Origin of the sequence: Burkholderia lata (genome assembly GCF_902499335.1) — a bacterium.
Taxonomy (GTDB): domain Bacteria; phylum Pseudomonadota; class Gammaproteobacteria; order Burkholderiales; family Burkholderiaceae; genus Burkholderia; species Burkholderia lata_B.
This window is the reverse complement of sequence record NZ_CABVQK010000005.1, coordinates 539,624-560,369: the sequence shown is the minus strand read 5'-3', so window position 1 is coordinate 560,369 and position 20,746 is coordinate 539,624. Positions and strand designations below refer to the sequence as shown.

Annotated in this window: 20 protein-coding genes and 1 pseudogene; 8 read left to right on the top strand and 13 right to left on the bottom strand. The window is 66.3% G+C overall.

Going from position 1 to position 20,746, the window contains the following annotated elements; genetic code table 11:
* Positions 1-37: 37 nt before the first annotated feature.
* The 5 genes and pseudogenes from BCO18175_RS15605 to BCO18175_RS15585 all read right to left on the bottom strand — a co-directional run bounded on the left by BCO18175_RS15605 (position 38) and on the right by BCO18175_RS15585 (position 2,803).
* On the bottom strand, positions 38-517 hold the full coding sequence (locus BCO18175_RS15605) for an RES family NAD+ phosphorylase (RefSeq protein WP_174982173.1): 480 nt from the start codon (positions 515-517) through the stop codon (positions 38-40).
* Entirely contained in the window at positions 514-969 is a 456-nt protein-coding gene (gene parS / locus BCO18175_RS15600) for a type II RES/Xre toxin-antitoxin system antitoxin (protein WP_174973792.1), read from the bottom strand. The genes BCO18175_RS15605 and parS overlap by 4 nt, the downstream gene beginning before the upstream one ends.
* A 354-nt stretch (positions 970-1,323) precedes the next feature.
* Positions 1,324-1,527 (bottom strand): DUF1289 domain-containing protein, encoded by a 204-nt coding sequence (locus BCO18175_RS15595; RefSeq protein ID WP_174982171.1) that lies wholly within the window; start codon positions 1,525-1,527, stop codon positions 1,324-1,326.
* Between the two features lie 251 nt (positions 1,528-1,778).
* Positions 1,779-2,001, bottom strand: a pseudogene (locus tag BCO18175_RS15590) (catalase); the annotation flags it as partial.
* Between the two features lie 160 nt (positions 2,002-2,161).
* Positions 2,162-2,803, bottom strand: a complete 642-nt coding sequence (locus BCO18175_RS15585) for an HD domain-containing protein (protein WP_174982168.1) — start codon at positions 2,801-2,803, stop codon at positions 2,162-2,164.
* 215 nt (positions 2,804-3,018) lie between these two features.
* Between BCO18175_RS15585 and BCO18175_RS15580 the strand changes: the two genes are divergently transcribed.
* Positions 3,019-3,984, top strand: coding sequence for a GlxA family transcriptional regulator (locus BCO18175_RS15580; protein WP_174982166.1), 966 nt, complete (start codon positions 3,019-3,021; stop codon positions 3,982-3,984).
* A 67-nt stretch (positions 3,985-4,051) separates the two neighbouring features.
* Here BCO18175_RS15580 and BCO18175_RS15575 read toward each other — a convergent pair whose 3' ends face one another.
* Positions 4,052-4,315: a hypothetical protein gene (locus BCO18175_RS15575; protein ID WP_174981448.1), complete on the bottom strand. Its 264-nt coding sequence runs from the start codon at positions 4,313-4,315 to the stop codon at positions 4,052-4,054.
* Between BCO18175_RS15575 and BCO18175_RS15570 the strand changes: the two genes are divergently transcribed.
* Positions 4,302-4,613 (top strand): DUF4148 domain-containing protein, encoded by a 312-nt coding sequence (locus tag BCO18175_RS15570; RefSeq protein WP_043185856.1) that lies wholly within the window; start codon positions 4,302-4,304, stop codon positions 4,611-4,613. The genes BCO18175_RS15575 and BCO18175_RS15570 overlap by 14 nt on opposite strands.
* Positions 4,614-4,673: 60 nt before the next feature.
* On the opposite strand, the gene BCO18175_RS15565 is transcribed toward BCO18175_RS15570, so the two are convergent.
* Positions 4,674-4,937, bottom strand: coding sequence for a hypothetical protein (locus BCO18175_RS15565; RefSeq protein ID WP_174982162.1), 264 nt, complete (start codon positions 4,935-4,937; stop codon positions 4,674-4,676).
* Between BCO18175_RS15565 and BCO18175_RS15560 the strand changes: the two genes are divergently transcribed.
* On the top strand, positions 4,936-5,649 hold the full coding sequence (locus BCO18175_RS15560; protein ID WP_174973804.1) for a dienelactone hydrolase family protein: 714 nt from the start codon (positions 4,936-4,938) through the stop codon (positions 5,647-5,649). The two genes, BCO18175_RS15565 and BCO18175_RS15560, sit on opposite strands and share 2 nt — an antisense overlap.
* 144 nt (positions 5,650-5,793) lie before the next feature.
* Here BCO18175_RS15560 and BCO18175_RS15555 read toward each other — a convergent pair whose 3' ends face one another.
* The 4 genes from BCO18175_RS15555 to BCO18175_RS15540 form a co-directional block, all read right to left on the bottom strand.
* Positions 5,794-7,326, bottom strand: coding sequence for an efflux transporter outer membrane subunit (locus BCO18175_RS15555; protein ID WP_174982160.1), 1,533 nt, complete (start codon positions 7,324-7,326; stop codon positions 5,794-5,796).
* A 2-nt stretch (positions 7,327-7,328) separates the two neighbouring features.
* Positions 7,329-10,520, bottom strand: coding sequence for an efflux RND transporter permease subunit (locus BCO18175_RS15550; RefSeq protein WP_174982159.1), 3,192 nt, complete (start codon positions 10,518-10,520; stop codon positions 7,329-7,331).
* Between the two features lie 15 nt (positions 10,521-10,535).
* Positions 10,536-11,792 (bottom strand): efflux RND transporter periplasmic adaptor subunit, encoded by a 1,257-nt coding sequence (locus BCO18175_RS15545; RefSeq protein WP_174982157.1) that lies wholly within the window; start codon positions 11,790-11,792, stop codon positions 10,536-10,538.
* A gap of 231 nt (positions 11,793-12,023) precedes the next feature.
* Entirely contained in the window at positions 12,024-12,908 is an 885-nt protein-coding gene (locus BCO18175_RS15540; protein ID WP_174982155.1) for a LysR family transcriptional regulator, read from the bottom strand.
* A 66-nt stretch (positions 12,909-12,974) separates the two neighbouring features.
* On the opposite strand from BCO18175_RS15540, the gene BCO18175_RS15535 reads away from it, so the two are divergent.
* Positions 12,975-13,604 carry a hypothetical protein gene (locus BCO18175_RS15535; RefSeq protein ID WP_174981445.1) on the top strand — a complete coding sequence of 210 codons (630 nt, stop codon included), beginning with the start codon at positions 12,975-12,977 and terminating at the stop codon, positions 13,602-13,604.
* 98 nt (positions 13,605-13,702) lie between these two features.
* Positions 13,703-14,485: an AraC family transcriptional regulator gene (locus tag BCO18175_RS15530; RefSeq protein ID WP_254608085.1), complete on the top strand. Its 783-nt coding sequence runs from the start codon at positions 13,703-13,705 to the stop codon at positions 14,483-14,485.
* A 9-nt stretch (positions 14,486-14,494) separates the two neighbouring features.
* Here BCO18175_RS15530 and BCO18175_RS15525 read toward each other — a convergent pair whose 3' ends face one another.
* Complete coding sequence (locus BCO18175_RS15525; protein WP_174982153.1) at positions 14,495-15,442, bottom strand: LysR family transcriptional regulator; 948 nt, start codon at positions 15,440-15,442, stop codon at positions 14,495-14,497.
* 158 nt (positions 15,443-15,600) lie between these two features.
* On the opposite strand from BCO18175_RS15525, the gene BCO18175_RS15520 reads away from it, so the two are divergent.
* The 3 genes from BCO18175_RS15520 to BCO18175_RS15510 all read left to right on the top strand — a co-directional run bounded on the left by BCO18175_RS15520 (position 15,601) and on the right by BCO18175_RS15510 (position 19,585).
* Positions 15,601-16,932: an MFS transporter gene (locus BCO18175_RS15520; RefSeq protein WP_438820498.1), complete on the top strand. Its 1,332-nt coding sequence runs from the start codon at positions 15,601-15,603 to the stop codon at positions 16,930-16,932.
* 149 nt (positions 16,933-17,081) lie between these two features.
* Positions 17,082-18,137, top strand: coding sequence for a porin (locus BCO18175_RS15515; protein ID WP_174982149.1), 1,056 nt, complete (start codon positions 17,082-17,084; stop codon positions 18,135-18,137).
* A 29-nt stretch (positions 18,138-18,166) separates the two neighbouring features.
* Entirely contained in the window at positions 18,167-19,585 is a 1,419-nt protein-coding gene (locus tag BCO18175_RS15510; protein ID WP_174982147.1) for a M20 family metallopeptidase, read from the top strand.
* Positions 19,586-19,609: 24 nt separating this feature from the next.
* Here the strand turns inward: BCO18175_RS15510 and BCO18175_RS15505 are convergent, their stop codons facing one another.
* A complete protein-coding gene (locus BCO18175_RS15505; RefSeq protein WP_174982145.1) occupies positions 19,610-20,578 on the bottom strand; it encodes an aliphatic sulfonate ABC transporter substrate-binding protein in 969 nt (322 codons plus the stop codon).
* Positions 20,579-20,746: the final 168 nt, after the last annotated feature.

Genomic DNA, 20,746 nt, shown 5'->3' with positions numbered 1-20,746 from the left:
TCCCGCGCCCGGCGTGTGCCGCGTGAGGTCAGGCGCGCTATTCGCCCGGCTTCGACTGGACCAGCCGCAGAATCCGGGTGTCGTACGGCGATTGCATGACTTCGACAATACGGGCCTCGGAAGCGGCCGGATGCAAAGGATTCAGCAGGAAGTTGTGCGCGTGCGGCACGACAACGCTCGGCACGCGCAGCAGCGCGCTCGGCTGCGTGTGCAGCCACTCGGTGCCGGCGCTGCGGGTCCAGTCGACGTTGGTTCGCCAGTCGTCCGGTGCGTCGCCTTCCGAGATTTCGGCGATATCGACCGAATCGGCCACCTCGACGCGAAGCAACTGGTACCCACTCGGCAATTGCGCGACCGTGGCGATTTCGAAATGAACGAGCGTCTCGAGCAGCGCAAGCGCCGGATGCTCGGCGAGATACACGACGGGCTGCCCGGCAAAATGCCAACGCCCGCCGGCACGCAACCCGCCGACGCCTTTCAGGTCGGCGAAATTGCTGATCCGCCACAGCGTCGTCAAGCGAAGTACCCCTCGTCGATCTGCGTGAGCACTTCCTCGACGAGCCGCGCGCCATGTTCGGTGCTCGCCATGTCGAGCGACGTGCGGCCGCCGAAGCGCTGAAGCCCGTTGCGCAGCCATGCCATCGCCTTGTCCTGGTCGCCGAACGTGGCCGTCGCCTGCGCGACGATGCGCGCGAGACGGATCGCCTTGTCGGATTCCTCGTGCGACAGGCGTTCGTGCGCCTGGCGGCGATGGCTCAGCGTGCGGCGAGGAATGATGAAGGCCAGCTCGTCGGATTTCAGCCCGCGCTCGGACAGCCGGTCGATCACCGATACGTCGACGCGCGCGCTCGCCAGCTCGGCAAGATCGGCCCCCGATCGGACGCGGATCGCCAGCAGCTGTTCGAGAATCGTGAATTCGGCCTGACGCGGATGCGCGACACCCGAAGGATGGAAAGCAATGGTGCTCATGACCTCTCCCGGCAATTTGCCCAATCATTATAGGCGTTTTGCCGCGAACGTGCGGGATGTGGATAACGGCGCGCCGGTGGCGCTCGTCAGGATGTCCGCGAAGGCGGGAGCAGGCGGGAACCGCCTGTCTGGAGGCGAGCTTCCGTGGTCGCGAATCGAAGATTCGCCTCGGTGAGGGGGCGCAGCAATTCAGTATATAAAGTCATGAGGTTGTCACGTAACAACTTTTGTACTGGCCTCATTCACTCCCATTCCGCTGACTCATCCTTCCAGACAAGGTCGAGCGGTTCGATCAGGACAGGGAGATATTCATCAAGCGCGACCCCCGTCACCCGGAACGCTACTCCCGGCGAATCACCGTCCGTCACGACGGAAACGCATCGCCGTGCCCTCGCACCGGATGCGTTCCCATATCGCGCGTTTCTCGTCGTCGTTCATGAACACCCAGTGCGAGACCTCACCGGCCGTTCGGCCGCACCCCTTGCAGACATCGTCGAACAGCGTCGAGCACACACCGACACAGGGGCTGTCGGGTACGTCGTGAAGCGTGGAAGTCATTGGAACACTCGTCTTGGTTGTAAATCCGGCAGCGCAATGAACCTCGCCCCATAAACGGGTACCTTTGCGCTGGCGATGCGGCCTGAGCCGCACCACCCGCCCGCCCCGCTTGCTTCGACGCCGACGCCAACCACACCTGTGCCGCCGCGATGCCCGCGCCATCAGCCAGCCCGGCCTTCACGCAGTTGTCGATTTACCGCTGAAGGATGCTCTTCGACACCCCGGGGATCTGACGCGCGGCGTTGTCCAACGGCTTCTGCCGCACCACGCTTGCCGGCGACCGTCGAAAGCGTGCAAGCATTAGCGTCTGCATGCCGATTGTCGGGCAGGTTTCCACCCTCCTGTATCGGCTGCTGTCTTGCGTCACGGCAAACGTGCCGCATGCGCCGGCACCCTTCACATGCATCCGCCGCTCCGGGATCACTGTGCGATCAGCCAGACGTCCTGCAACAGCGCGGGGCCGGCCGTCTGGATGTTGGTGTTGCGCCGACCGTTGCGTTGTTCACGGCGGTACCCGTTCGATCACGTGATTTTTCATACATGATCGTAGTCCTCAATAATTGATGAGCCACGATTCACGTTCTGCGCACGATCCCCGTTCAGTACCCGTGATCGTGCGCCATACCACGAACAATCACCCTGCCCACGCGGAAGACCGGATCACGCTGCAGAAATTGCCCGCATGGAAATGCGGATCCTTGTCTGCGAGCACGTCGGCCTTGACGTTGCCGAACGTCGTGTCGGGCTTGTGCTTGATCCCGTCGTAAAACGCCTGAATGATGTCTTCCTTGAAGTGCGGCGTACGCGGATGCGCGCGGACGACAGCCTCGCGTTCGACGTCGCTGTATTCCGGGTACGTCAGGCCCAGCACGTCCATCTCGACGCCCGCGGTAACGAGCGCGATCACCAGATGCATGTGCTGCGGGATGCCCGGCGTGGTATGCAACGCGATCGACGTCCACACGACGTCGATATCCTGTTGCGAGATGCCCTTCCCCTTCAGGAAATCGCGGGCGGCGTTGGCGCCGTCCACTTCGAAACGCTCGCATGCGCTGCTGTGTTTGTGCGTGAGCCCCATGTCATGGAACATGCAGCCGCAATAGAGCAGTTCGGGATCGTATTTGAGCCCGCGCCGCTGGCCCGCGAGCGCCGCGAAATAGAAGACGCGGCTGGAATGATGGAACAGCAACGGAGACGCGGTATCGCGAACGAGCTCGGTGATCTCGCGCGTCAGTTGGCTATCGGGAATGGTGATGCCTGCAACGTTCTCAGTCATGATCGACCTCCATTGAAAACACCCTTGATTCTCCGGATTCCGATAGCTGTCTTCAATAGACGTGTTACGTCAAATCCTGCCATTTTGCGCGACGGACGGACACGGTGCCCGCGCGGCAAGAAGAACGCCGGAAACAGGCTCGTCCGCCGGCCCCATGCACCGCACGGCGCCTCTATACTGCTACCCGTCACGTTCGACACAACACGCTATCGATCATGCCGAAGGTCGTGGGAATTTTCGCCGTTCCGGGCGTTCAACTGCTCGATGTCTCCGCACCGCTCGACGTCTTCGCGCAAGCGAACGCCGAATGCGGGAAGCCGTTCTATACGTTGCGGATCATTGCGAGCGAGTCCGGTCCGATCCGCAGTTCGTCCGGTGCGCAGTTGCTGCCCGACTGGATCGTTCCCGACATTCCGGAGCGCATCGACACGCTGCTGGTCGCAGGCGCGCCGAGCGCCGGCCGGATCGCACTGCGCACCGACGTCCTCGCGTGGCTGCGGTCGGCGGCCGTGCAGAGCAAGCGCTACGGCTCGATCTGCACCGGCGCGTTCATCCTCGCGGCCACCGGCCTGCTGAAAGGGCGTCACCTGACCACGCACTGGGCTGCCGCCGACGCGCTTGCCGAAGCCTATCCGTCGCTCGCCGTCGACGCGGACGCGCTGTACGTGCGCGACGGCAAGCTGCGCACCGGCGCCGGCGTCACGGCCGGGCTCGATCTCGCGCTCGCGCTGGTCGAGGAAGATCTCGGCCGCGAGATCGCGCGGCGTGTCGCCGCGCAACTGGTCATGTTCTTCAAGCGCCCCGGCGGACAACTCCAGTTCAGCCGCAAGGGCGAGGCGCGCCCCGCCGGACGTTCGGTGCTGCAGGAGGTCCAGCGCTGGATCGCGGCGAATCCGGAACTCGAGCATTCGGTGGCGGAGATGGCGAAGCATGCAGGCATGAGCCCACGCCACTTCGCGCGGCTGTTCCGCGCGGAAGTCGGCATGACGCCGGCCGCATGGGTCGAGGCGACCCGCATTTCTGCCGCCCGCCAGTTGCTCGAGAACGGCCACGACACACCGAAACAGGTCGCCGCGAAATGCGGCTTCGCGAATGTCGATACGCTCAGGCGGTCGTTCACCCGGCACGTCGGAATCACGCCCGCCGAATACAGGAAGCGGCAGGCGGTCCTGGCCGAGTGACGCCGCCGTGTGCGCGATACTGCACGAACGATATAAACGGCCTCGCTCAAATACTTCGGAATGCGATTTAACTGATCGTTGTATGGCCTCGGCCGATCGACGACATCGCCCCGCTCGAAGCGCCATCCGCAGCCCCTGCCGAGCGCCGGACAGCCCCGCAATCATCAGATGAAATGCCCGCCAGCCCAGATCGTTTACCCAGTTGCAATAATGATTCGCTGGAACGCGTATTTCCGACCGGTAACGTGATCGCTACGATGCAATCAACCGCTGAACGCAACAAGCGAAGCGCGAAATCAATGAATCCGGAGGTCATCATGAAGTCGTTCATCTACGCTGTCGTCGCCGCAACCGCCCTGTCCGCCTCGTACGGCGCATTCGCACAATCGAACCCGTCGGGCCAGCTGACGCGTGCCCAGGTGCGTGCGGAACTCGTCCAGCTCGAACAGGCCGGCTACAAGCCCGAAGTCTCCGACCAGTACTACCCGCGTGCGCTGCAGACCGCACAGGCCCGCGTGACGAATGCCGATGAAACCGGCTACGGCGCCCAAGCCGCCGCTGGCGTACGCGCCGGCCGCGCGATCGCGGTCAAGCAGGAAGGCCGCGACTCCGTGTATTTCGGCCAGTAAGCCGTACACACGCGCGCGTATTCCGATACGCGCGCGGCAAACGAAACACCCCGCTCCCGTTCATCGGGGCGGGGTGTTTCGTTTCCGGTCGTCCGCTCCGGGAACGGAGCACGCTCCTCGATCGATGCGATCTTGCTGATCGCGCGCCACGCGGCGCCGTTCACGCCGGCAGCCGGTGTTTGCGCATAGAATGGCCGCGTGGTCGGCGCCGGCCGAAACGAACGCGAGCGGAACCACGACGCCCGGCTTGCCCGATCGTCGCCGCGCCCGCAGGCCGGCCCCGATGCCGCACTCATCGCATTTTTCGAAAAGGAGCGGTTTCATGTCTCAAACATCCGGTTCCATGATCACGTTTCGACGCCCGGACGGCCAGGAACTGCAAGGCTATCTCGCTACGCCGGCAAAGACCGAAGGCGCGCCCGCGGTCGTCGTCATCCAGGAATGGTGGGGGCTGAACGACCAGATCCGCGGCGTCGCGGATCGCCTCGCGCGCTGCGGCTACTTCGCGCTGGTGCCCGACCTGTATCGCGGCAAATCGACGGTCGAGGAAGAAGAAGCGCATCACCTGATGACCGGCCTCGATTTCGGCGACGCGGCGTCGCAGGACATTCCGGGCGCCGTGACGCATCTGAAGACGCTTGCGTCGCGTGTCGCGGTGACGGGCTACTGCATGGGCGGCGCACTCACGCTGCTGTCGCTGCAGTTCGCCGATGCGGACGCGGGCGTCACGTGGTACGGTTTCCCGCCGCTCGACTACCTCGATCCGGCGAAGCTCAAGGTTCCGCTGATGGGCCACTGGGGCACGCAGGACGCGTTCTTCGCGATCGACCAGGTCGATGCGCTCGAGAAGAAGCTGACCGATGCGAAGGTCAATGTCGAGTTCCATCGCTATCTCGCGCATCACGCGTTCGCGAACGAAACCGCCGTCGGCCCCGGCCGCATCGCCGGCACGCAGTTCGATCCGGTGTGGTCGCAAATGGCGTGGGATCGCACGCTGACGTTCTTCGGCCGCACGCTTTGGGAAAAGCAGGGGTAACGTAACGCCGCTTCCGACGCGAACGGCTACGTAGGCTACGCAAAAAGAAACGCCACGGATTTTCATCCGTGGCGTTTTCGTTTTCGCGTAGGGCAGCCTCCGCGACCAGGGGTAATGGCTTCTTACCCCTGCCCGTGGTCTTGCTTACCCGTTCGTCGCCGCTGCCGACGCAGGCGCCGGAGCAGCCGCCTTGTCGTAGTCGACCGGTGCATCCGGTGCGCGCGGCGTCTCGCCGGCCCGCTCGACCCACCCGCCGCCCAGCGAACGGTACAGGTTGACCAGGTTGGTCCAGCGTGCCAGACGTGCGCTGATCAGCGACTGCTGTGCCGAGTACAGATCCGTCTGCGCGGTCAGCACCGACAGGTAGCTGTCGACGCCGTTCCTGTAACGCAGGTCCGACAGGTCGAAACGTCGCTGCTCCGCGTGCTCGTTGCGCTCCAGCGCCGCGATCTGCTGGTCGTACGTGCCGCGTGCGGCAAGGCCATCCGACACTTCACGGAATGCGGACTGGATCGCCTTCTCGTAGTTCGCGATCTCGATGCGCTTCTGCACATGTGCAAGATCGAGATTCGCGATGTTCGAACCGCCCTCGAAGATCGGCAGCGCGATGTTCGGCGCGAACGACCACGCCGCCGTGCCGGCCTTGAACAGGCCGCCGAGCGTCGGGCTCGCCGTGCCGAACGCGGCCGTCAGCGAGATCTTCGGGAAGAATGCCGCGCGCGCCGCACCGATGTTCGCATTCGCGGCCAGCAGCGATTGCTCGGCCTGCATCACGTCGGGGCGACGCGTCAGCAGGTCGGACGGAAGGCCAGCCGGCACGTCCGTCAGCAGGTTCTGCGCGTCGAGCGGCATGCCCGCAGGCAGGTCATCCGGCAGCGGCTCGCCGATCAGTTGCACCAGCATGTTGAGCGCCTGTGCGCGTGCCCGTGCCTGCGCCTGCTGATTCGACAGCGCCTGCTCGACCACCGTCTGCGCCTGACGCAGCTCGAGCTCGGAGCCCGTGCCGTTGTCGAACTGCAGCTTCGTCAGGTTGTACGAGTCCTGCGCGGACTTCAGCGTGTTCTCCGTGACCTTCAGCAGATCGTCGGTCGACAGCAGCGTCAGGTACTGATCAGCCACCTGCGACACCAGCGAGATCTCCGACGCCTGCCGCGCATACGCGGTCGACAGGTACTGCGCGAGCGCCTGGTCCTTCAGACTCTGCACGCGACCGAACAGGTCGAGCTCCCACGATGCCGAGAGCCCGACGTTGTAGCTTCGCGTGATCAGCGGCTGCTGCGTCGTCGACACACCGGCCGGGAAACGCTGGATGCTGCCGGTACCGGTGCCGTCGAGCGTCGGGAACAGCCCCGCGCGCGTGATCTGGTACTGCGCGCGCGCCGCCTCGATGTTCAGCACCGACACGCGCAGGTCGCGGTTGTTTTTCAGCGCGATCTCGATCAGCCGCTGCAGGCGCGGATCGACGAAGAACTCGCGCCAGCCGATGGCGGTCGCCGCCTGGCCGTTTGCGCTGCGCGCGCCGGCTGCACCCGGCTGCGTCGCATAGACGCCGCCGGCCGGGTACGCCTGCGCGACGGGCGCATCAGGTCGCTTGTAATGCGGCGCCATCGTGCAGCCCGCGGCGAACAACGCGGCAGCCAGGGCGGCCGCGGTTGCAGTCAAAGCGTGTTTTTGCATCGTTACTGCCCCTTCGAATCGTGTGCGTCGTCGTGACCGCGCTGCAGGTCGCCCTGCACGAGACGCCATGCGTCATCGACGTTTTCCGTCTCGCCGCTGAAGATCGCGCGAATCCGCACGAAGAACATCGGGATCATGAAAATCGCGAGGAACGTCGCCGTGATCATCCCGCCGATCACGCCCGTGCCGATTGCGTGCTGGCTGGCCGAACCCGCGCCGTTGCTGATCGCAAGCGGCAGCACGCCGAGCATGAATGCGAGCGACGTCATCAAGATCGGACGCAGCCGCAGGCGCGCCGCCTCGATCGCCGCGCGCACCGGCCCCATGTTCTCTTTCGTCTGCAACTCGCGTGCGAACTCGACGATCAGGATCGCGTTCTTCGCGGACAGACCCACGGTGGTCAACAGGCCGACCTGGAAGAACACGTCGTTCTCGAGGCCGCGCAGCATCGTCGCGAGCAGTGCGCCGACCACGCCGAGCGGCACGACCATGATCACCGAGAACGGGATCGACCAGCTTTCATACAGCGCCGCGAGACACAGGAACACGACGAGGATCGAGATCGCATACAGGATCGGTGCCTGCGAGCCCGACTGGATTTCCTGGAACGACAAGCCCGTCCACGAGTAGCCGATACCTTCCGGCAGCTTGCTTGCGAGCGCTTCCATTGCGGCCATCGCCTGGCCGGTCGACTTGCCCTCCGCGGCCTGCCCCTGGATCTCGATCGACGACACGCCGTTGTAGCGCTCGAGCTTCGGCGAACCGTAGCTCCAGTGGCCGGTCGAGAACGCGCTGAACGGCACCATGCCGCCCGCGCTGTTGCGCACGTACCAGATGTTCATGTCTTCCGGCGTCATCCGGAACGGCGCGTCCGACTGCACGTACACCTTCTTGATCCGGCCATCCGTATCCAGGAAGTTGTTCACGTACTGCGACGCCCATGCGATCGAGAACGTCTGGTCGATCGCGGCGGCCGTCACGCCGAGCGCGTTCGCCTTCTCGCGGTCGATGTCGACCTTGTACTGCGACGTATCGTTCAGGCCGTTCGGGCGCACGAGCGCCAGCGACGGATCCTTCGCGGCCATCCCGAGCAACTGCCCGCGCGCGGCCATCAGCGCTTCGTGGCCGAGACCGGCGTTGTCCGTCAGCTCGAAGTCGAAGCCGGCGGCCGTCCCGAGTTCGGGAATCGACGGCGGGTTGAACGGGATCACCATCGCTTCCTTGTACTGCGAGTAGTGCGCGAAGGTCCGGCCGATCAGCGCCTGCACCTTCTGGTCCGAACGCTGGCGATGCTCGTACGGTTTCAGCTTCACGAACACGAGGCCGGCGTTCTGGCCGCGGCCGGCGAAGCTGAAGCCGTTGACCGTGAACACCGAGTCGACCACATCCTTCTCCGTGGTGGTCAGGTACGTGTTGATGTTGTCGAGCGTCTTGCCGGTCGTTTCCTGCGTGGAGCCGGACGGCGTCTGCACGATCATGAACATGTAGCCCTGGTCTTCATCCGGCAGGAACGACTTCGGCAGGCGCACGAACATCACACCGACCGCGATGAACACGGCCAGGTAGATCACGAGCCAGCGGCCCGAGCGCCGGATCACATGGTTCACGCCGCCCGTATAGCGATCGCGGCTGCGGTCGAAAGTCCGGTTGAACCAGCCGAAGAAGCCCTTCTTCTCCTCGTGATGCCCTTGCGGGATCGGCTTGAGGATCGTCGCGCACAGGGCCGGCGTCAGAATCAACGCGACGAGCACCGACAGCACCATCGCCGACACGATCGTCAGCGAGAACTGACGATAGATCGCGCCGACCGAGCCACCCGAGAACGCCACCGGCACGAACACCGCCGACAGCACGAGCGCCACGCCCACGAGTGCGCCGGTGATCTGGCCCATCGCCTTGCGGGTCGCTTCCTTCGGTGACAGCCCTTCTTCCGCCATCACGCGCTCGACGTTCTCGACCACCACGATCGCATCGTCCACCAGCAGGCCGATCGCGAGCACGAGGCCGAACATCGACAGCGTGTTGATCGAGAAACCGGCGAGGCCCATGATCGCGAACGTGCCGAGCAGCACGACCGGCACCGCGATCGTCGGGATGATCGTCGCCCGCAGGTTCTGCAGGAACAGGTACATCACGAGGAACACGAGCACGATACCTTCGAGCAGCGTCTTGACCACTTCCTCGATCGACAGGCGCACGAACGGCGTCGTGTCGTACGGATAGTGGACGACGAGACCGTGCGGGAAGTACTTCGACAGTTCGTCGATCTTGGCCCGCAGCGCGGTCGCGGTTGCGAGCGCGTTCGCGCCGGTCGCGAGCTGGATGCCGAGGCCGGCCGTCGGCTGCCCCATGTACTTCGTGTCGAACGTGTAGTTTTCCGAACCCAGCGCCGCGCGGCCGACGTCCTTCAGGCGGACCTGCGAGCCGTCCTGGTTGACCTTCAGCAGGATGTTGCCGAACTGCTCGGGCGTGCGCAGCAGCGTCGATTCGGTGATCGTCGCCTGCAGCATGGTGCCCGGCTTCGCCGGCGTGCCGCCGATCTGGCCGCCTGCGATCTGCACGTTCTGCTGCGTGATCGCCGCCGACACGTCGGTCGGCGTGAGGCTGTAGTTGGTCAGCTTGATCGGGTCGAGCCAGATCCGCATCGAGAACTGCGAACCGAGCAGCAGCGTCTGGCCGACGCCGTTCACGCGGCTGAGCGGATCGAGCACGTGCGACGCCACGTAGTTCGTCAGGTCCTCCTTCGACATGCCGCCGTCCTCGGAGTTGAACGCGAACCACATCAGCCAGTTGCTGCTCGACTTCGTGACCTGCATGCCGAGCTGCTGCACGACCTGCGGCAGGTTCGGCGTCGCGAGCGACAGCTTGTTCTGCACCTGCACCTGCGCGACGTCCGGATTGGTGCCCGGCGCGAAGGTCAGCGTGATCGTCGCGTTGCCCGAGTCATCGCTGGTCGACGACATGTACAGGAAGTTGTCGAGACCGCTCATCTGCTGCTCGATCACCTGCGTCACCGTGTCTTCCACCGTCTTCGCGGAAGCGCCCGGATAGTTCGCCTGGATCTGGATCGTCGGCGGTGCGATCGTCGGATACTGCGCGATCGGCATCTTGAAGATCGATGCGACGCCGGCCAGCATCAGCACGATCGCGATCACCCACGCAAAGATCGGGCGATCGATAAAGAACTTGGCCATGAAACGGACTCCTTGTTATTGCGCGGCCGACGCGGCGGTCGAACGCGCGGCAACATTGGCGGCGGTGCTCGCCGGCGCGGCGCCGGACGCATTCGCGGCGCTTGCCGGTGTGCCGGACGCAGCGTCCGGCGCCGCTGCAAGCTGCGCCGCGACGGTCTTCACGGTCGCACCCGGGCGCACCTTGTCGACGCCCTGCACGATCACGTGATCGCCTGCTTCCAGACCGCCTTCGACGATCCAGTCCTGGCCGTACGTGCCGGCCGTCGTCAACGGACGGGTCTCGACCTTGTTGGCCGCGTTCACGACCAGTGCGATCGCCTGCCCCTTCTGGTCGTGCGAAACGCCGATCTGCGGCACCAGGAACGCGTTCTCGTTCACGCCTTCCTCGATCCGCGCGCGCACGAACATGCCCGGCAGCAGCACGCGGCCCGGGTTCGGGAAGATCGCGCGAATCGTCACCGAGCCGGTGGTCTGGTCGACCGTCACGTCCGAGAACTGCAGCTTGCCCGGCTCCGAATAGGTCTTGCCGTCTTCCAGGATCAGCGACACTTTCGCCGCGCCCGGGCCGCTCGTTTTCAGCTTGCCGCTCTGCACGTCCTGGCGCAGCTTCAGCCCGTCGAGGCTCGACTGCGTGAGGTCCACGTACACCGGATCGAGCTGCTGCACCGTCGACATCAGCGTCGCCTGGCTCGCCTGCACGTAGGCGCCCGGCGTCACTTGCGAGATGCCGACGCGGCCCGAAACCGGCGAGACGACATCGGTGTAGCCGAGGTTGATCTGCGCGGTGTCGACCGCCGCCTTGCCGGCCGCGACGTCCGCCGCGGCCTGGCCCTGCGTGGCTACCGCGTTGTCGTAGTCCTGCTTGCTGACCGCGTTTGCAGCCACCAGCACCTTGTAGCGCGCGACCAGCGCGTTCTGCGTGACGAGGTTCGCCTGCGCCCTCGCGAGCGTCGCCTTCGCACTGTTCAACGCGGCGACGTACGGCGCCGGGTCGATCTTGTAGAGGCGCTGGCCGGCCTTCACGTCGGTGCCCTCGGTGAATTCACGGCGCAACACGATGCCGTCGACCCGTGCACGCACCTGCGCGACGAGGAATGCGCTGGTACGGCCCGGCAGTTCGGTGACCGCCGGCACGGCCTGCGGCTGGACGGTGACGACGCCGACTTCCGGCGTTTGCGGCGGCGGTGCCGATTCTTTTTTCCCGCACGCGGCCAGGAAAACGGCAGCCGTTGCAGCAGTGATTAAGCGGTATGGAACCCGTTCGACGCGCATGGAGCGACCTCTCACAAATAGACGACCTTCAATGGGAATCACCAGATCTCCTCGTGACCTGCACGCGCGGCCGGAATGCTGTCGCTTCCCGTGTGCCGCGGATGCGGTCGCGTATGTCGGGCGTGCGTTGCGCCCTGCGGAGCGTTCGTTCGTCGAACTGCTTCCGCGGAAAAAGAACCATGAGCCCGCGGCCCTGGCGGGCGGGCATTGCCGCGGCGACCGACCGGGCCGCTAGCTTGCGGGCCGGAACGCGGCGCCCGCGAATTCGATGAATGCCCGTGCAGCGGCCGGCAGATGCGCGGTTTGCGCATGCGCGAGCTTCAGCGTGACGGGCGCGAGCGGGCGGACCGGTGCAATGCGCACCAGCGTGCCGGCCGCCAGATCGGCGTCGACGAGATACGCGGGCAGCACCGCGGCGCCCATGCCGGCCACCGCCAGCCGCCGCGCCATCTCGAGGTGGCCGACGCCTGGACTACCGACGGGCGCCGCGTCGGGCCGGAACGCAGCCGCATCGTCATCGCCGGACGCCGGCAGATCGAGCCGCACGGCCGTGATGTCGGGCCAGTCGCCCGACGCGGCCGCGCCGCCGTGCGCGTCGACATAAGCCGGCGCCGCGACGCGCACGGATTCATAGGCGGCCAGCGTGTGCAACGCGTGCGCACCCGTCACCGGCATGCCGTCGGTCAGGAACGCGACATCGATGTCTTCGGATGTCAGGTCGACATGGGCATCGGTCAGCGTCACGGTCGGCCGCACGTCCGGGAACCGGTTCACAAAACGATCGAGCAACACGCTCAACTGGCTGAGTCCGAACGCGACCGGCGCGGCAAGACGCAACGCGCCTTCCGGCTTGCTGCCCATCGCGACGAAACGGCCGTCGATCTCGTCGATCGCACCGAGAATCCGCTCGACGCGCGCGAGATACAGCTCGCCGATTTCCGTCAGCGACTGGTGGCAGGTGCTGCGTTGAAGCAGGCGTGCGCCAAGGCGCGTCTCGAGCGCATCGACCAGCCGGCTCGCCATCGCCGTCGACACACGCAGCCGCGTCGCCGCCCGGCGAAACCCGCCCTCCCTTGCCACCGTCACGAATGCCCGAATCGATTGAAGTTGGTCCATTTGTCCGGAATCCCCTGCGCGGTCGACTGCCTTGACGCGCCGCTCCGTCGCCGCTTCGCGACCGACATGCAACGGCCCGACCAATGCGGCGGCACCGACGCCGGCTACGCCGGGTCGGTCGGCACGCTCGCGCCAGACGCGCGCCGGCATGCAACGGACGCAAGCCGGCCTCGGCTGGCCCGATGCATGAACATTCGAATAGCAGTCCTGAGTCTTTTCCAGTGGTTCGCAGCGGCAACGCCGGCAACATCCGCCGGCCATGCGGCGGTCATCGCCGCATCACCCGAACGCTCTGGATCACGTTTCTTTCAGCAGGTGCAATGGTATGAAAACCGCCGCGAAATGGCTTGCCCGATCCTGCGATTGTTTTGCCTTAATTTCCGAATTTGTGCGCTGCACACCGCGCAACGACGGGCGATGCGGTCACCGGTCGTGCAGATCCGGATGATCGGGCTAATTTCCCACAGGTTTAGGCAATCACGTGCGCGCGACTCGCCGTACGATGTGACCGCCGTGCCGGCCCACCTGCCGGGACACCAACAGGGAATCGCAGCCGCGCACCTTGCACCGCCCACTCCGCCATCCGCTCACGCATTATGGAAATCGACGCCCGAACGCCGCCGCAACAGCGCATCACGCCCGACCACGATCCTCGGTCGCCGGCCCGGTCGCCCACGGCCCGGCTCGCTGCGCTGATCGCGGCCTACGCGCCGCACGACGGAACGTTCGAGCTCCCTTTGTGTGGCCTGCGCATCGCGCGCGCCTCCGCGTCGCCACCGCACTGGAACCATGGCGTGCACCACGCGTGCCTGAGCATCGTCGGGCAGGGTGCGAAATCGACACAGGTCGGCGACGACACCTACGTGATCGACGAATCGCGGATGCTGGTTGCGACGGCCGATGTGCCCGTCACCGGCCGCGTGACGCGCGCGAGCCCGGCCGAACCGTTCCTTTATGCACAACTGGAACTCGACCCGGCCCGCATCGCCGCACTCACACCGCGCGTGTTTCCGCTCGGACTGCCGAAGGCCGTCGACTGCAGCGCACTCGATACGCACGAAGCACCGCCTGAAATCGTCGACGCCGTCGTGCGGCTGATGCAACTGGTCGCGCAACCCGACGACATCGACCTGCTTGCGCCGCTGATCGTCGACGAAATCCTCATCCGGCTGCTGCGCGGCCCGTCGGGTGCGCGTGTCGCTCAGGTCGGCCTCGCCGATTCGACGACGCAGCGCATCTCGCGCGCGGTCGCCTGGATTCGCGACCACTACCTCGATCCGATGACGGTCGAATCGCTCGCGCGGCAGGTGGACATGAGCCCGTCGACCTTCCATCACCACTTCCGTGCGGTCACGTCGATGAGCCCGTTGCAATGCCAGAAGGTGTTGCGGCTGCAGGAGGCGCGCCGCCTGATGTACCTGTCGGCGATGGACGCGCGGCAGGCGTGCCGCAGTGTCGGCTATGTGAGCGCGTCGCAGTTCAGCCGCGAATACGCACGCCTTTTCGGCGATGCGCCCGGCCGCGATGTGCTGAAGCTGCGCGACGAAGCGGTGCCGTTGTCCCGCGTCGCGCCGTAGGCCGGGACCTCACGCGCGCGGCGCACGCGAGCGCGTGCCGCGCTTCGTCCCGCCGGCATTCGCACGCTCGGCCTGCACGGCTTCATCGATACAACGCACGAAGTATTCGGCCGACGACGTGAGCACCGCGCTGTCGCGGAACAGCAGATAGAGGTTGCGCGCGGGCGGCTGCCCGACGAGATCGAGCGTCTTCAGCGTATCGGATGCATCCTCCCCGCGCAGTGCAAGCTGCGTCCACGCCGTCACCACGTCGCTATTGACGGCCAGCGCGTAGAACAGCGTCTGCGACGCGCAGCGCGTCACGCGGCGCGGCGCCGGCAGGCCGGCCTGCGCGAACAGCTCCGCGAGAAACGCGCGGAATTCGGCGGATGGCCCAGTATGCAGCCACTCCGCATCCTGCAGGTCGGCCAGCGAAGTCGCGCCGGCAAGCTTGCCCTTGCGGCTCACCGCGAACCACATCGGAAACGAGTCGAGATGCTCGCAGCGCACGGACGTGAAGTCCTGCGCATCCGCGCCCGCACCCAGCGCGAAGTCGAGCGCGCCGTTCTTCAACTGCTCGACCAGCTGCGACGGGCTGCCCTCGACGAATTCGAGCTGGACATCCGGCATCGCGCGGCGAAAGCGGTTGTACGCGGCAGGCAGCACCGTGATGCCCGCCAGCGGCGTCATCCCGATCGCGAGCCGGCCCTGCCGGTTCTCGCGCAATTGCGCCATTTCCTCCTCGGTGCGCGCAACCTCGTTGACGACCAGTTCGGCCCGCCGCAGCATCGCGCGCCCCGCATCGGTCAGCGTCACGCCCGACGAACTGCGCGCGACCAGCATCAGCCCGAGCTCGTCCTCGAGATCGCGCAGCGACCGCGTGACGGCAGGTTGCGTCAGATGCAGGGTACGCGCGGCTTCATGAATGCTGCCCGAGCGGGCAACGGCCACGAGCGCGCGGAGCTGGTGAAGTTTCATGCGACGAATGGACGAGGCAGACGAAAGGCATCAGGGGATAAACAAATGTTATCAGGATAAAAATTTGCGCGTATCGCGATGTTTTGCCCGGTCTTAACATGCGGCCAGCTCTCGCAGGATGCCTGACGATCCATGCGGCGCTCACGATACCGATACCCATGGAGACACCCCCGATGCAAGACGCCGCCACGCCGCTCATCGACGCGCCGCCTGCCCCGCGGCGCCGCTCGGCGCAGACCCGGACGATCATCGCCACCTCGGCCGGCAACGCGCTCGAGATGTTCGACTTCACCGTGTTCAGCTACTTCGCCGCGCTGATCGGCAAGACGTTCTTTCCGGTCGACTCGGGCGCCGGCCCGCTGCTGCTCGCGATGGCGACGTTCGGCGTCGGCTTCGTGATGCGCCCGCTCGGTGGCGTGCTGATCGGCAACTACGCCGATCGCGCGGGCCGGCGCGCGGCGCTGACGCTGACGATCCAGCTGATGATCGCGGGGACCGCGCTGATCGCGCTGACGCCGTCCTATGCACGCATCGGCGTCGTCGCGCCGGTGCTGGTCGTGATCGGCCGGCTGCTGCAAGGCCTGTCGGCCGGCGGCGAAATCGGGGCGTCGACCACCTTCCTGATGGAGTCGGGCCCGCTATCCGGCCGCGGCTTCATGGTGAGCTGGCAAATGATCAGCCAGGGCGTCGCGGCGCTGCTCGGCGCGCTCAGCGGTGCGCTGCTGTCGGCCGTGCTGTCAGCCGACGCGCTCGAAAGCTGGGGCTGGCGCGTGCCGTTCCTGCTCGGCCTGCTGCTCGGCCCGGTCGGCCTCTACATCCGCCGGCATCTCGACGAAACACATGTGTCGACGCACGACGCCGGCGGCAGCGCAGTACGCGAAGTGTTCACGCGCTACCTCGGCCGCGTCGTGCTCGGCACGCTGATGATCATCGGCGGCACGTCGACGCTCTACATTTTCGTGTTCTACATGCCCGCCTATGCGGTACGCACGCTTCACCTGCCGATGGCGACGTCGCTGCTCGCCGGCTGCGCGTCGGGGCTTGCGATGATCGTCGCCGCGCTCGTATCGGGGCTGTGGATCATCGATCGCCTGCCGCGCCGCAAGCCGATGATTGCCGTCACGTGGCTGCTGTCGCTCGCGTGCGTGTATCCCGCGTTCCGGCTGCTGATCGCCGCGCCGTCGGTCGGGTTGATGGTCGCGATCGTCACCGTCGTGATGGCCTTCGCGACCGCGGGCAGTTCCGCATTCCTGCTGCTGATCATGGAAGCGTTCCCGCCGCGCGTGCGCGCCACCGCGCTCGCGACGATCTACAGCTTCGGCGTGACGATCTTCGGCGGCTTCGCGCAGTTCAACGTCACGTGGCTGCTGCATCGCACTGGCGACCCGATGTCGCCCGCGTGGTACGTGCTCGCGTGCGGCACCGTCAGCATGATCGCGCTGTGGCGCTTCCGCGAACGCCCGGCCGACTCGCCTCACGACGGCCGCTGAACGGCGCGCCGCTTCATTCACGGCGACGCCGGACACCGGCCGCGCCACTCTCCGTCAGACAACAGGATCCGCGACGTCGACGCGTGCGCGGGCGAGCCCTTGCACGCCTGCGATTCGCGCGCCGACGATCGCGACACCACGAGACAAACGTGCGCAATTCAACCCTGATGGCCGCGTGCTGCGCGGCAACCTGCATGTGGGCCGCACCGGCCCGCGCCAACGTACAGATCTACGGCGCACTCGACAGCTTCCTGCAATACGCGCGCATCGGCAGCCAGACGAGCGTCGGCCTGATGAGCGGCGGTGCATCGACGTCGCGCTTCGGCTTCATCGGCAGCGAGGATCTCGGCGGCGGCCTGCGCGCGAGCTTCCGCCTCGAAAGCGGCTTCGACCTGATGTCCGGCCGCCAGCAAAGCGCGGCGTCGTTCTACAACCGCGAAGCCAACGTGGCAATCGGTTCGGAAGACTGGGGGACGATCAAGCTCGGCAAGCAGTATCCGGCGATCGTGCCCGAAGCGGCCGATCCGTTCTATCTCGTCGGCCAGTTGTCGCCGTTCGCGAGCACCGCGCTGATCGGCAGCGACCTCGGACGCGGTGCCGCGTCGCTGCCCGGGCGCATCGAGAACGCGATCAGCTACAAGACGCCGACCTACGGCGGGCTCGACGTCACCGTGCTCTATGCGTTCCGCAACGCAGCGGGCGCGAGCCCGATCGCCAGCAACGCGGGCGCGGTCGCCAATTTCGCGCGCGGCCCGGTGATGCTGAGCGGCGCGTACAACGCGATGTGGGCCGCCACGTCGTCGACACCGGGCGGCGCCCCCGACGGCCCGCGCACCGACTCGGTGATGGCCAGCGCGTCGTATGCGTTCGGCCCGACGCTCGCGTCGCTTGCGTACACGCTGATGCGCCCCACCGCGCCCGGCACGCTCGTCGCGCAGGTCTATTCGTTGGGCGCGATCTGGCAGCACGGCCCGCACGCGATCCGCGCCGACCTCGCGTACCGCACGATCGCCGGCCAGGCGAGCCACGCGCTCGGCGCGCTGCTCGGCTACGACTACCAGTTCTCGAAGCTCACCGGTGTGTACGTGCGGCTCGGCGGCTTCAGGAACACCGGACAGTCGGCGCTGTCGTTCGGCTCCGCGCCGATGTCCGCCCCCGGCATGAGCAGCACCGTCTTCGCCCTTGGCCTCCGGCAGAAATTCTGACCGCGCCAGCCACTTCAAAGGAGCAATTCATGACTTCACTCGCCCTCGATTTCATCGACAGCCAGCGTGCGCAGTTCACCGAGCTGTCCGACCGGATCTGGAACCTCGCCGAGTTGCGCTACGAGGAATTCGCGTCGACCGACCTGCACATCCGGATGCTGGAAGAAGCCGGCTTTCGCGTGACGCGCGGCGTGGCCGACATTCCGACCGCGTTCGTCGCCGAGGCCGGCCACGGCGGCCCCGTGATCGGCATCCTCGGCGAATACGACGCACTGTCCGGGCTCAGCCAGGAAGCCGGTGCGCTCACCTGCCAGCCGTCGGGCGAGATCTCGAACGGCAACGGTCACGGCTGCGGCCACCACCTGCTCGGCACGGCCGCGCATCTCGCCGCGGCAGCGGTGAAGGCGCATCTCGAACGCACGGGCCAGCCCGGCACCGTGCGCTTCTACGGCTGCCCGGCCGAGGAAGGCGGCTCCGGCAAGACCTTCATGGCGCGCGCCGGCGTGTTCGACGATCTCGCCGCCGCACTGTCGTGGCACCCGCACGTGTACACGGGCATCTTTCCGGCCGGTTCGCTCGCGAACATCCAGGCGTACTTTCGCTTCACGGGCAAGGCGTCGCACGCCGCCGCGTCACCGCATCTCGGCCGCAGCGCACTGGATGCCGTCGAGCTGATGAACGTGGGCGTCAACTACCTGCGCGAACACATGCTGCCCGAAGCGCGCGTGCACTATGCGGTGACGAACACGGGCGGCCTGTCGCCGAACGTCGTGCAGGCCAATGCGGAAGTGCTGTACCTCGTGCGCGCGGCGCGCAACGATCAGGCGGCCGAGCTGTTCGAGCGCGTGAAGAACGTCGCGCGCGGCGCGGCGATGATGACCGATTGCCGGCTCGAGATCGTGTTCGACAAGGCCTGCTCGAACCTGCTGGAAAACGCCGTGCTGAACCAGGTCATGTACCGGCATCTGCAGTCGATCGGCACTGCCGGCTTCGACGCGGACGATGCGGCGCTCGCCGATACGTACCAGCGCCAGACACTTACTGCTCAGGATATCGAAACGTCGTCACGTTCGCTGAACCAGGCGTGGCGCAATCCGAAAGCGCTGTTCGACGGGATCGATCCGTACGAGCCGGGCAAGGGCCGCCCGATCTGCGGCTCGACCGACGTCGGCGACGTGAGCTGGGTCACGCCGACCGCGCAATGCCATACGAGCTGCTACGCGTTCGGCACGCCGCCGCACTCGTGGCAGTGGGTCGCGCAAGGCAAGACGCCGCTCGCGCACAAGGGGATGCTGCTTGCAGCGAAGACGATGGCCGCGACCGCGATCGACCTGCTCGGCGCGCCGGACACGCTCGCTCAGGCGAAGGCGGAACTGCTCGAGCGGCGCGGCGGCCAGCCGTACGTGTGCCCGATTCCGGACGATGTGGCGCTGCCGTTCCGCCGTTGAGCGGTTGCCTGGCCGGCGGCACCGTCACGCGAGCGCGGGCGGTGCGGCCTGGCTGACGTCGACGTGTTTCGGCAGGACGCCGGCCTGGTAGAACACGTCGGCGATGCGCTGCTGATACGCGAGCGTGTCGCGCGTGACGGGCTCGACACCGAAGCGCGCGCGGCGAAACGCGAGCGCCACCGCCGGCTCGGGAATCCCCCACAGCTTCGAGAACTCGGCCGCGCCCTGCGCACGGTTCGCATCGAGCCATCGCTGGACCGCCGTCAGTTCCGACACGGCGGCATCCAGCACGTCGGCATTGCGCTGCGCATACGTGCGCGACGCAAAGTAGTAGCCGCGATTTTCGACGAGCCCGGTGCCGTCCGCGACGATGCGCGCGCCGAACGCCTGCTGGACTACCGCGAGAAACGGATCCCAGATGATCCACGCATCGACCGAGCGGTTCTCGAACGCGGCCCGCGCATCGGATGGCGACAGCCAGACCGGCGAGACGTCGGCGTAGTTGAGCTTCGCGGCCTGCAGCAGCCGGACCAGCAGGAAGTGCGTGTTCGATCCCTTCACCAGCGCGATGCGCTTGCCGCGCAGGTCCGCAAAGGTCTTGACCGGCGAATCCTTCGTGACCACCAATGCCTCGGCCGCGGGGCCGGCCGGCGTCTGCGCGTAATAGACGAGCGGCGCGCCCGCCGCAAGCGCGAAGATCGGCGGCGCCTCGCCGACATCGCCGAAGTCGATCGATCCCGCGTTCAGCGCTTCGAGCTGCGGCGGTCCCGACGGAAACTCGGTCCACGTGACCGTCACGCCGAGAGTCGCGAGCTTGCTCTGCAGCGTGCCGCGCGCCTTGAGCAGGCTGAGCGGCCCTTTCTGATAACCGATGCGCAACGTACGCGCGCCGGCCGTGCTCGCCAGCGCGAAGCCCGGATGCGCGGCGCCCGCCGCGATCGCCAGGCCGGCATGCAGGAGCCGGCGGCGGGTTGTGGAGTGTTGGTCTGCCATGTCGTATCGGGTTCGATGAAGAGGATGCGGCTTTGCGCATGCATGCGATGAAGCCGGTCGAACCGATTCTATGGGGTTGGCGTCACGCACCGAACCAACGATGTTCGATATCGAAAGCAAGCGCTTTCATAAGGGCGCGCCGGTTACCCGGACATCATTGCCCGGGAC

Coding starts and splice junctions, on each gene's coding strand:
- BCO18175_RS15540 (WP_174982155.1), bottom strand. CDS start 12,908: ATGGACCAACTTCAATCGATTCGGGCATTCGTGACGGTGGCAAGGGAG.
- BCO18175_RS15565 (WP_174982162.1), bottom strand. CDS start 4,937: ATGAAACCGCTCCTTTTCGAAAAATGCGATGAGTGCGGCATCGGGGCC.
- BCO18175_RS15525 (WP_174982153.1), bottom strand. CDS start 15,442: ATGAAACTTCACCAGCTCCGCGCGCTCGTGGCCGTTGCCCGCTCGGGC.
- BCO18175_RS15595 (WP_174982171.1), bottom strand. CDS start 1,527: ATGACTTCCACGCTTCACGACGTACCCGACAGCCCCTGTGTCGGTGTG.
- BCO18175_RS15580 (WP_174982166.1), top strand. CDS start 3,019: ATGCCGAAGGTCGTGGGAATTTTCGCCGTTCCGGGCGTTCAACTGCTC.
- BCO18175_RS15560 (WP_174973804.1), top strand. CDS start 4,936: ATGTCTCAAACATCCGGTTCCATGATCACGTTTCGACGCCCGGACGGC.
- BCO18175_RS15545 (WP_174982157.1), bottom strand. CDS start 11,792: ATGCGCGTCGAACGGGTTCCATACCGCTTAATCACTGCTGCAACGGCT.
- BCO18175_RS15570 (WP_043185856.1), top strand. CDS start 4,302: ATGAAGTCGTTCATCTACGCTGTCGTCGCCGCAACCGCCCTGTCCGCC.
- BCO18175_RS15520 (WP_438820498.1), top strand. CDS start 15,601: ATGGAGACACCCCCGATGCAAGACGCCGCCACGCCGCTCATCGACGCG.
- BCO18175_RS15555 (WP_174982160.1), bottom strand. CDS start 7,326: ATGCAAAAACACGCTTTGACTGCAACCGCGGCCGCCCTGGCTGCCGCG.
- BCO18175_RS15505 (WP_174982145.1), bottom strand. CDS start 20,578: ATGGCAGACCAACACTCCACAACCCGCCGCCGGCTCCTGCATGCCGGC.
- BCO18175_RS15535 (WP_174981445.1), top strand. CDS start 12,975: ATGCAACGGCCCGACCAATGCGGCGGCACCGACGCCGGCTACGCCGGG.
- BCO18175_RS15550 (WP_174982159.1), bottom strand. CDS start 10,520: ATGGCCAAGTTCTTTATCGATCGCCCGATCTTTGCGTGGGTGATCGCG.
- BCO18175_RS15585 (WP_174982168.1), bottom strand. CDS start 2,803: ATGACTGAGAACGTTGCAGGCATCACCATTCCCGATAGCCAACTGACG.
- BCO18175_RS15510 (WP_174982147.1), top strand. CDS start 18,167: ATGACTTCACTCGCCCTCGATTTCATCGACAGCCAGCGTGCGCAGTTC.
- BCO18175_RS15575 (WP_174981448.1), bottom strand. CDS start 4,315: ATGAACGACTTCATGATGACCTCCGGATTCATTGATTTCGCGCTTCGC.
- parS (WP_174973792.1), bottom strand. CDS start 969: ATGAGCACCATTGCTTTCCATCCTTCGGGTGTCGCGCATCCGCGTCAG.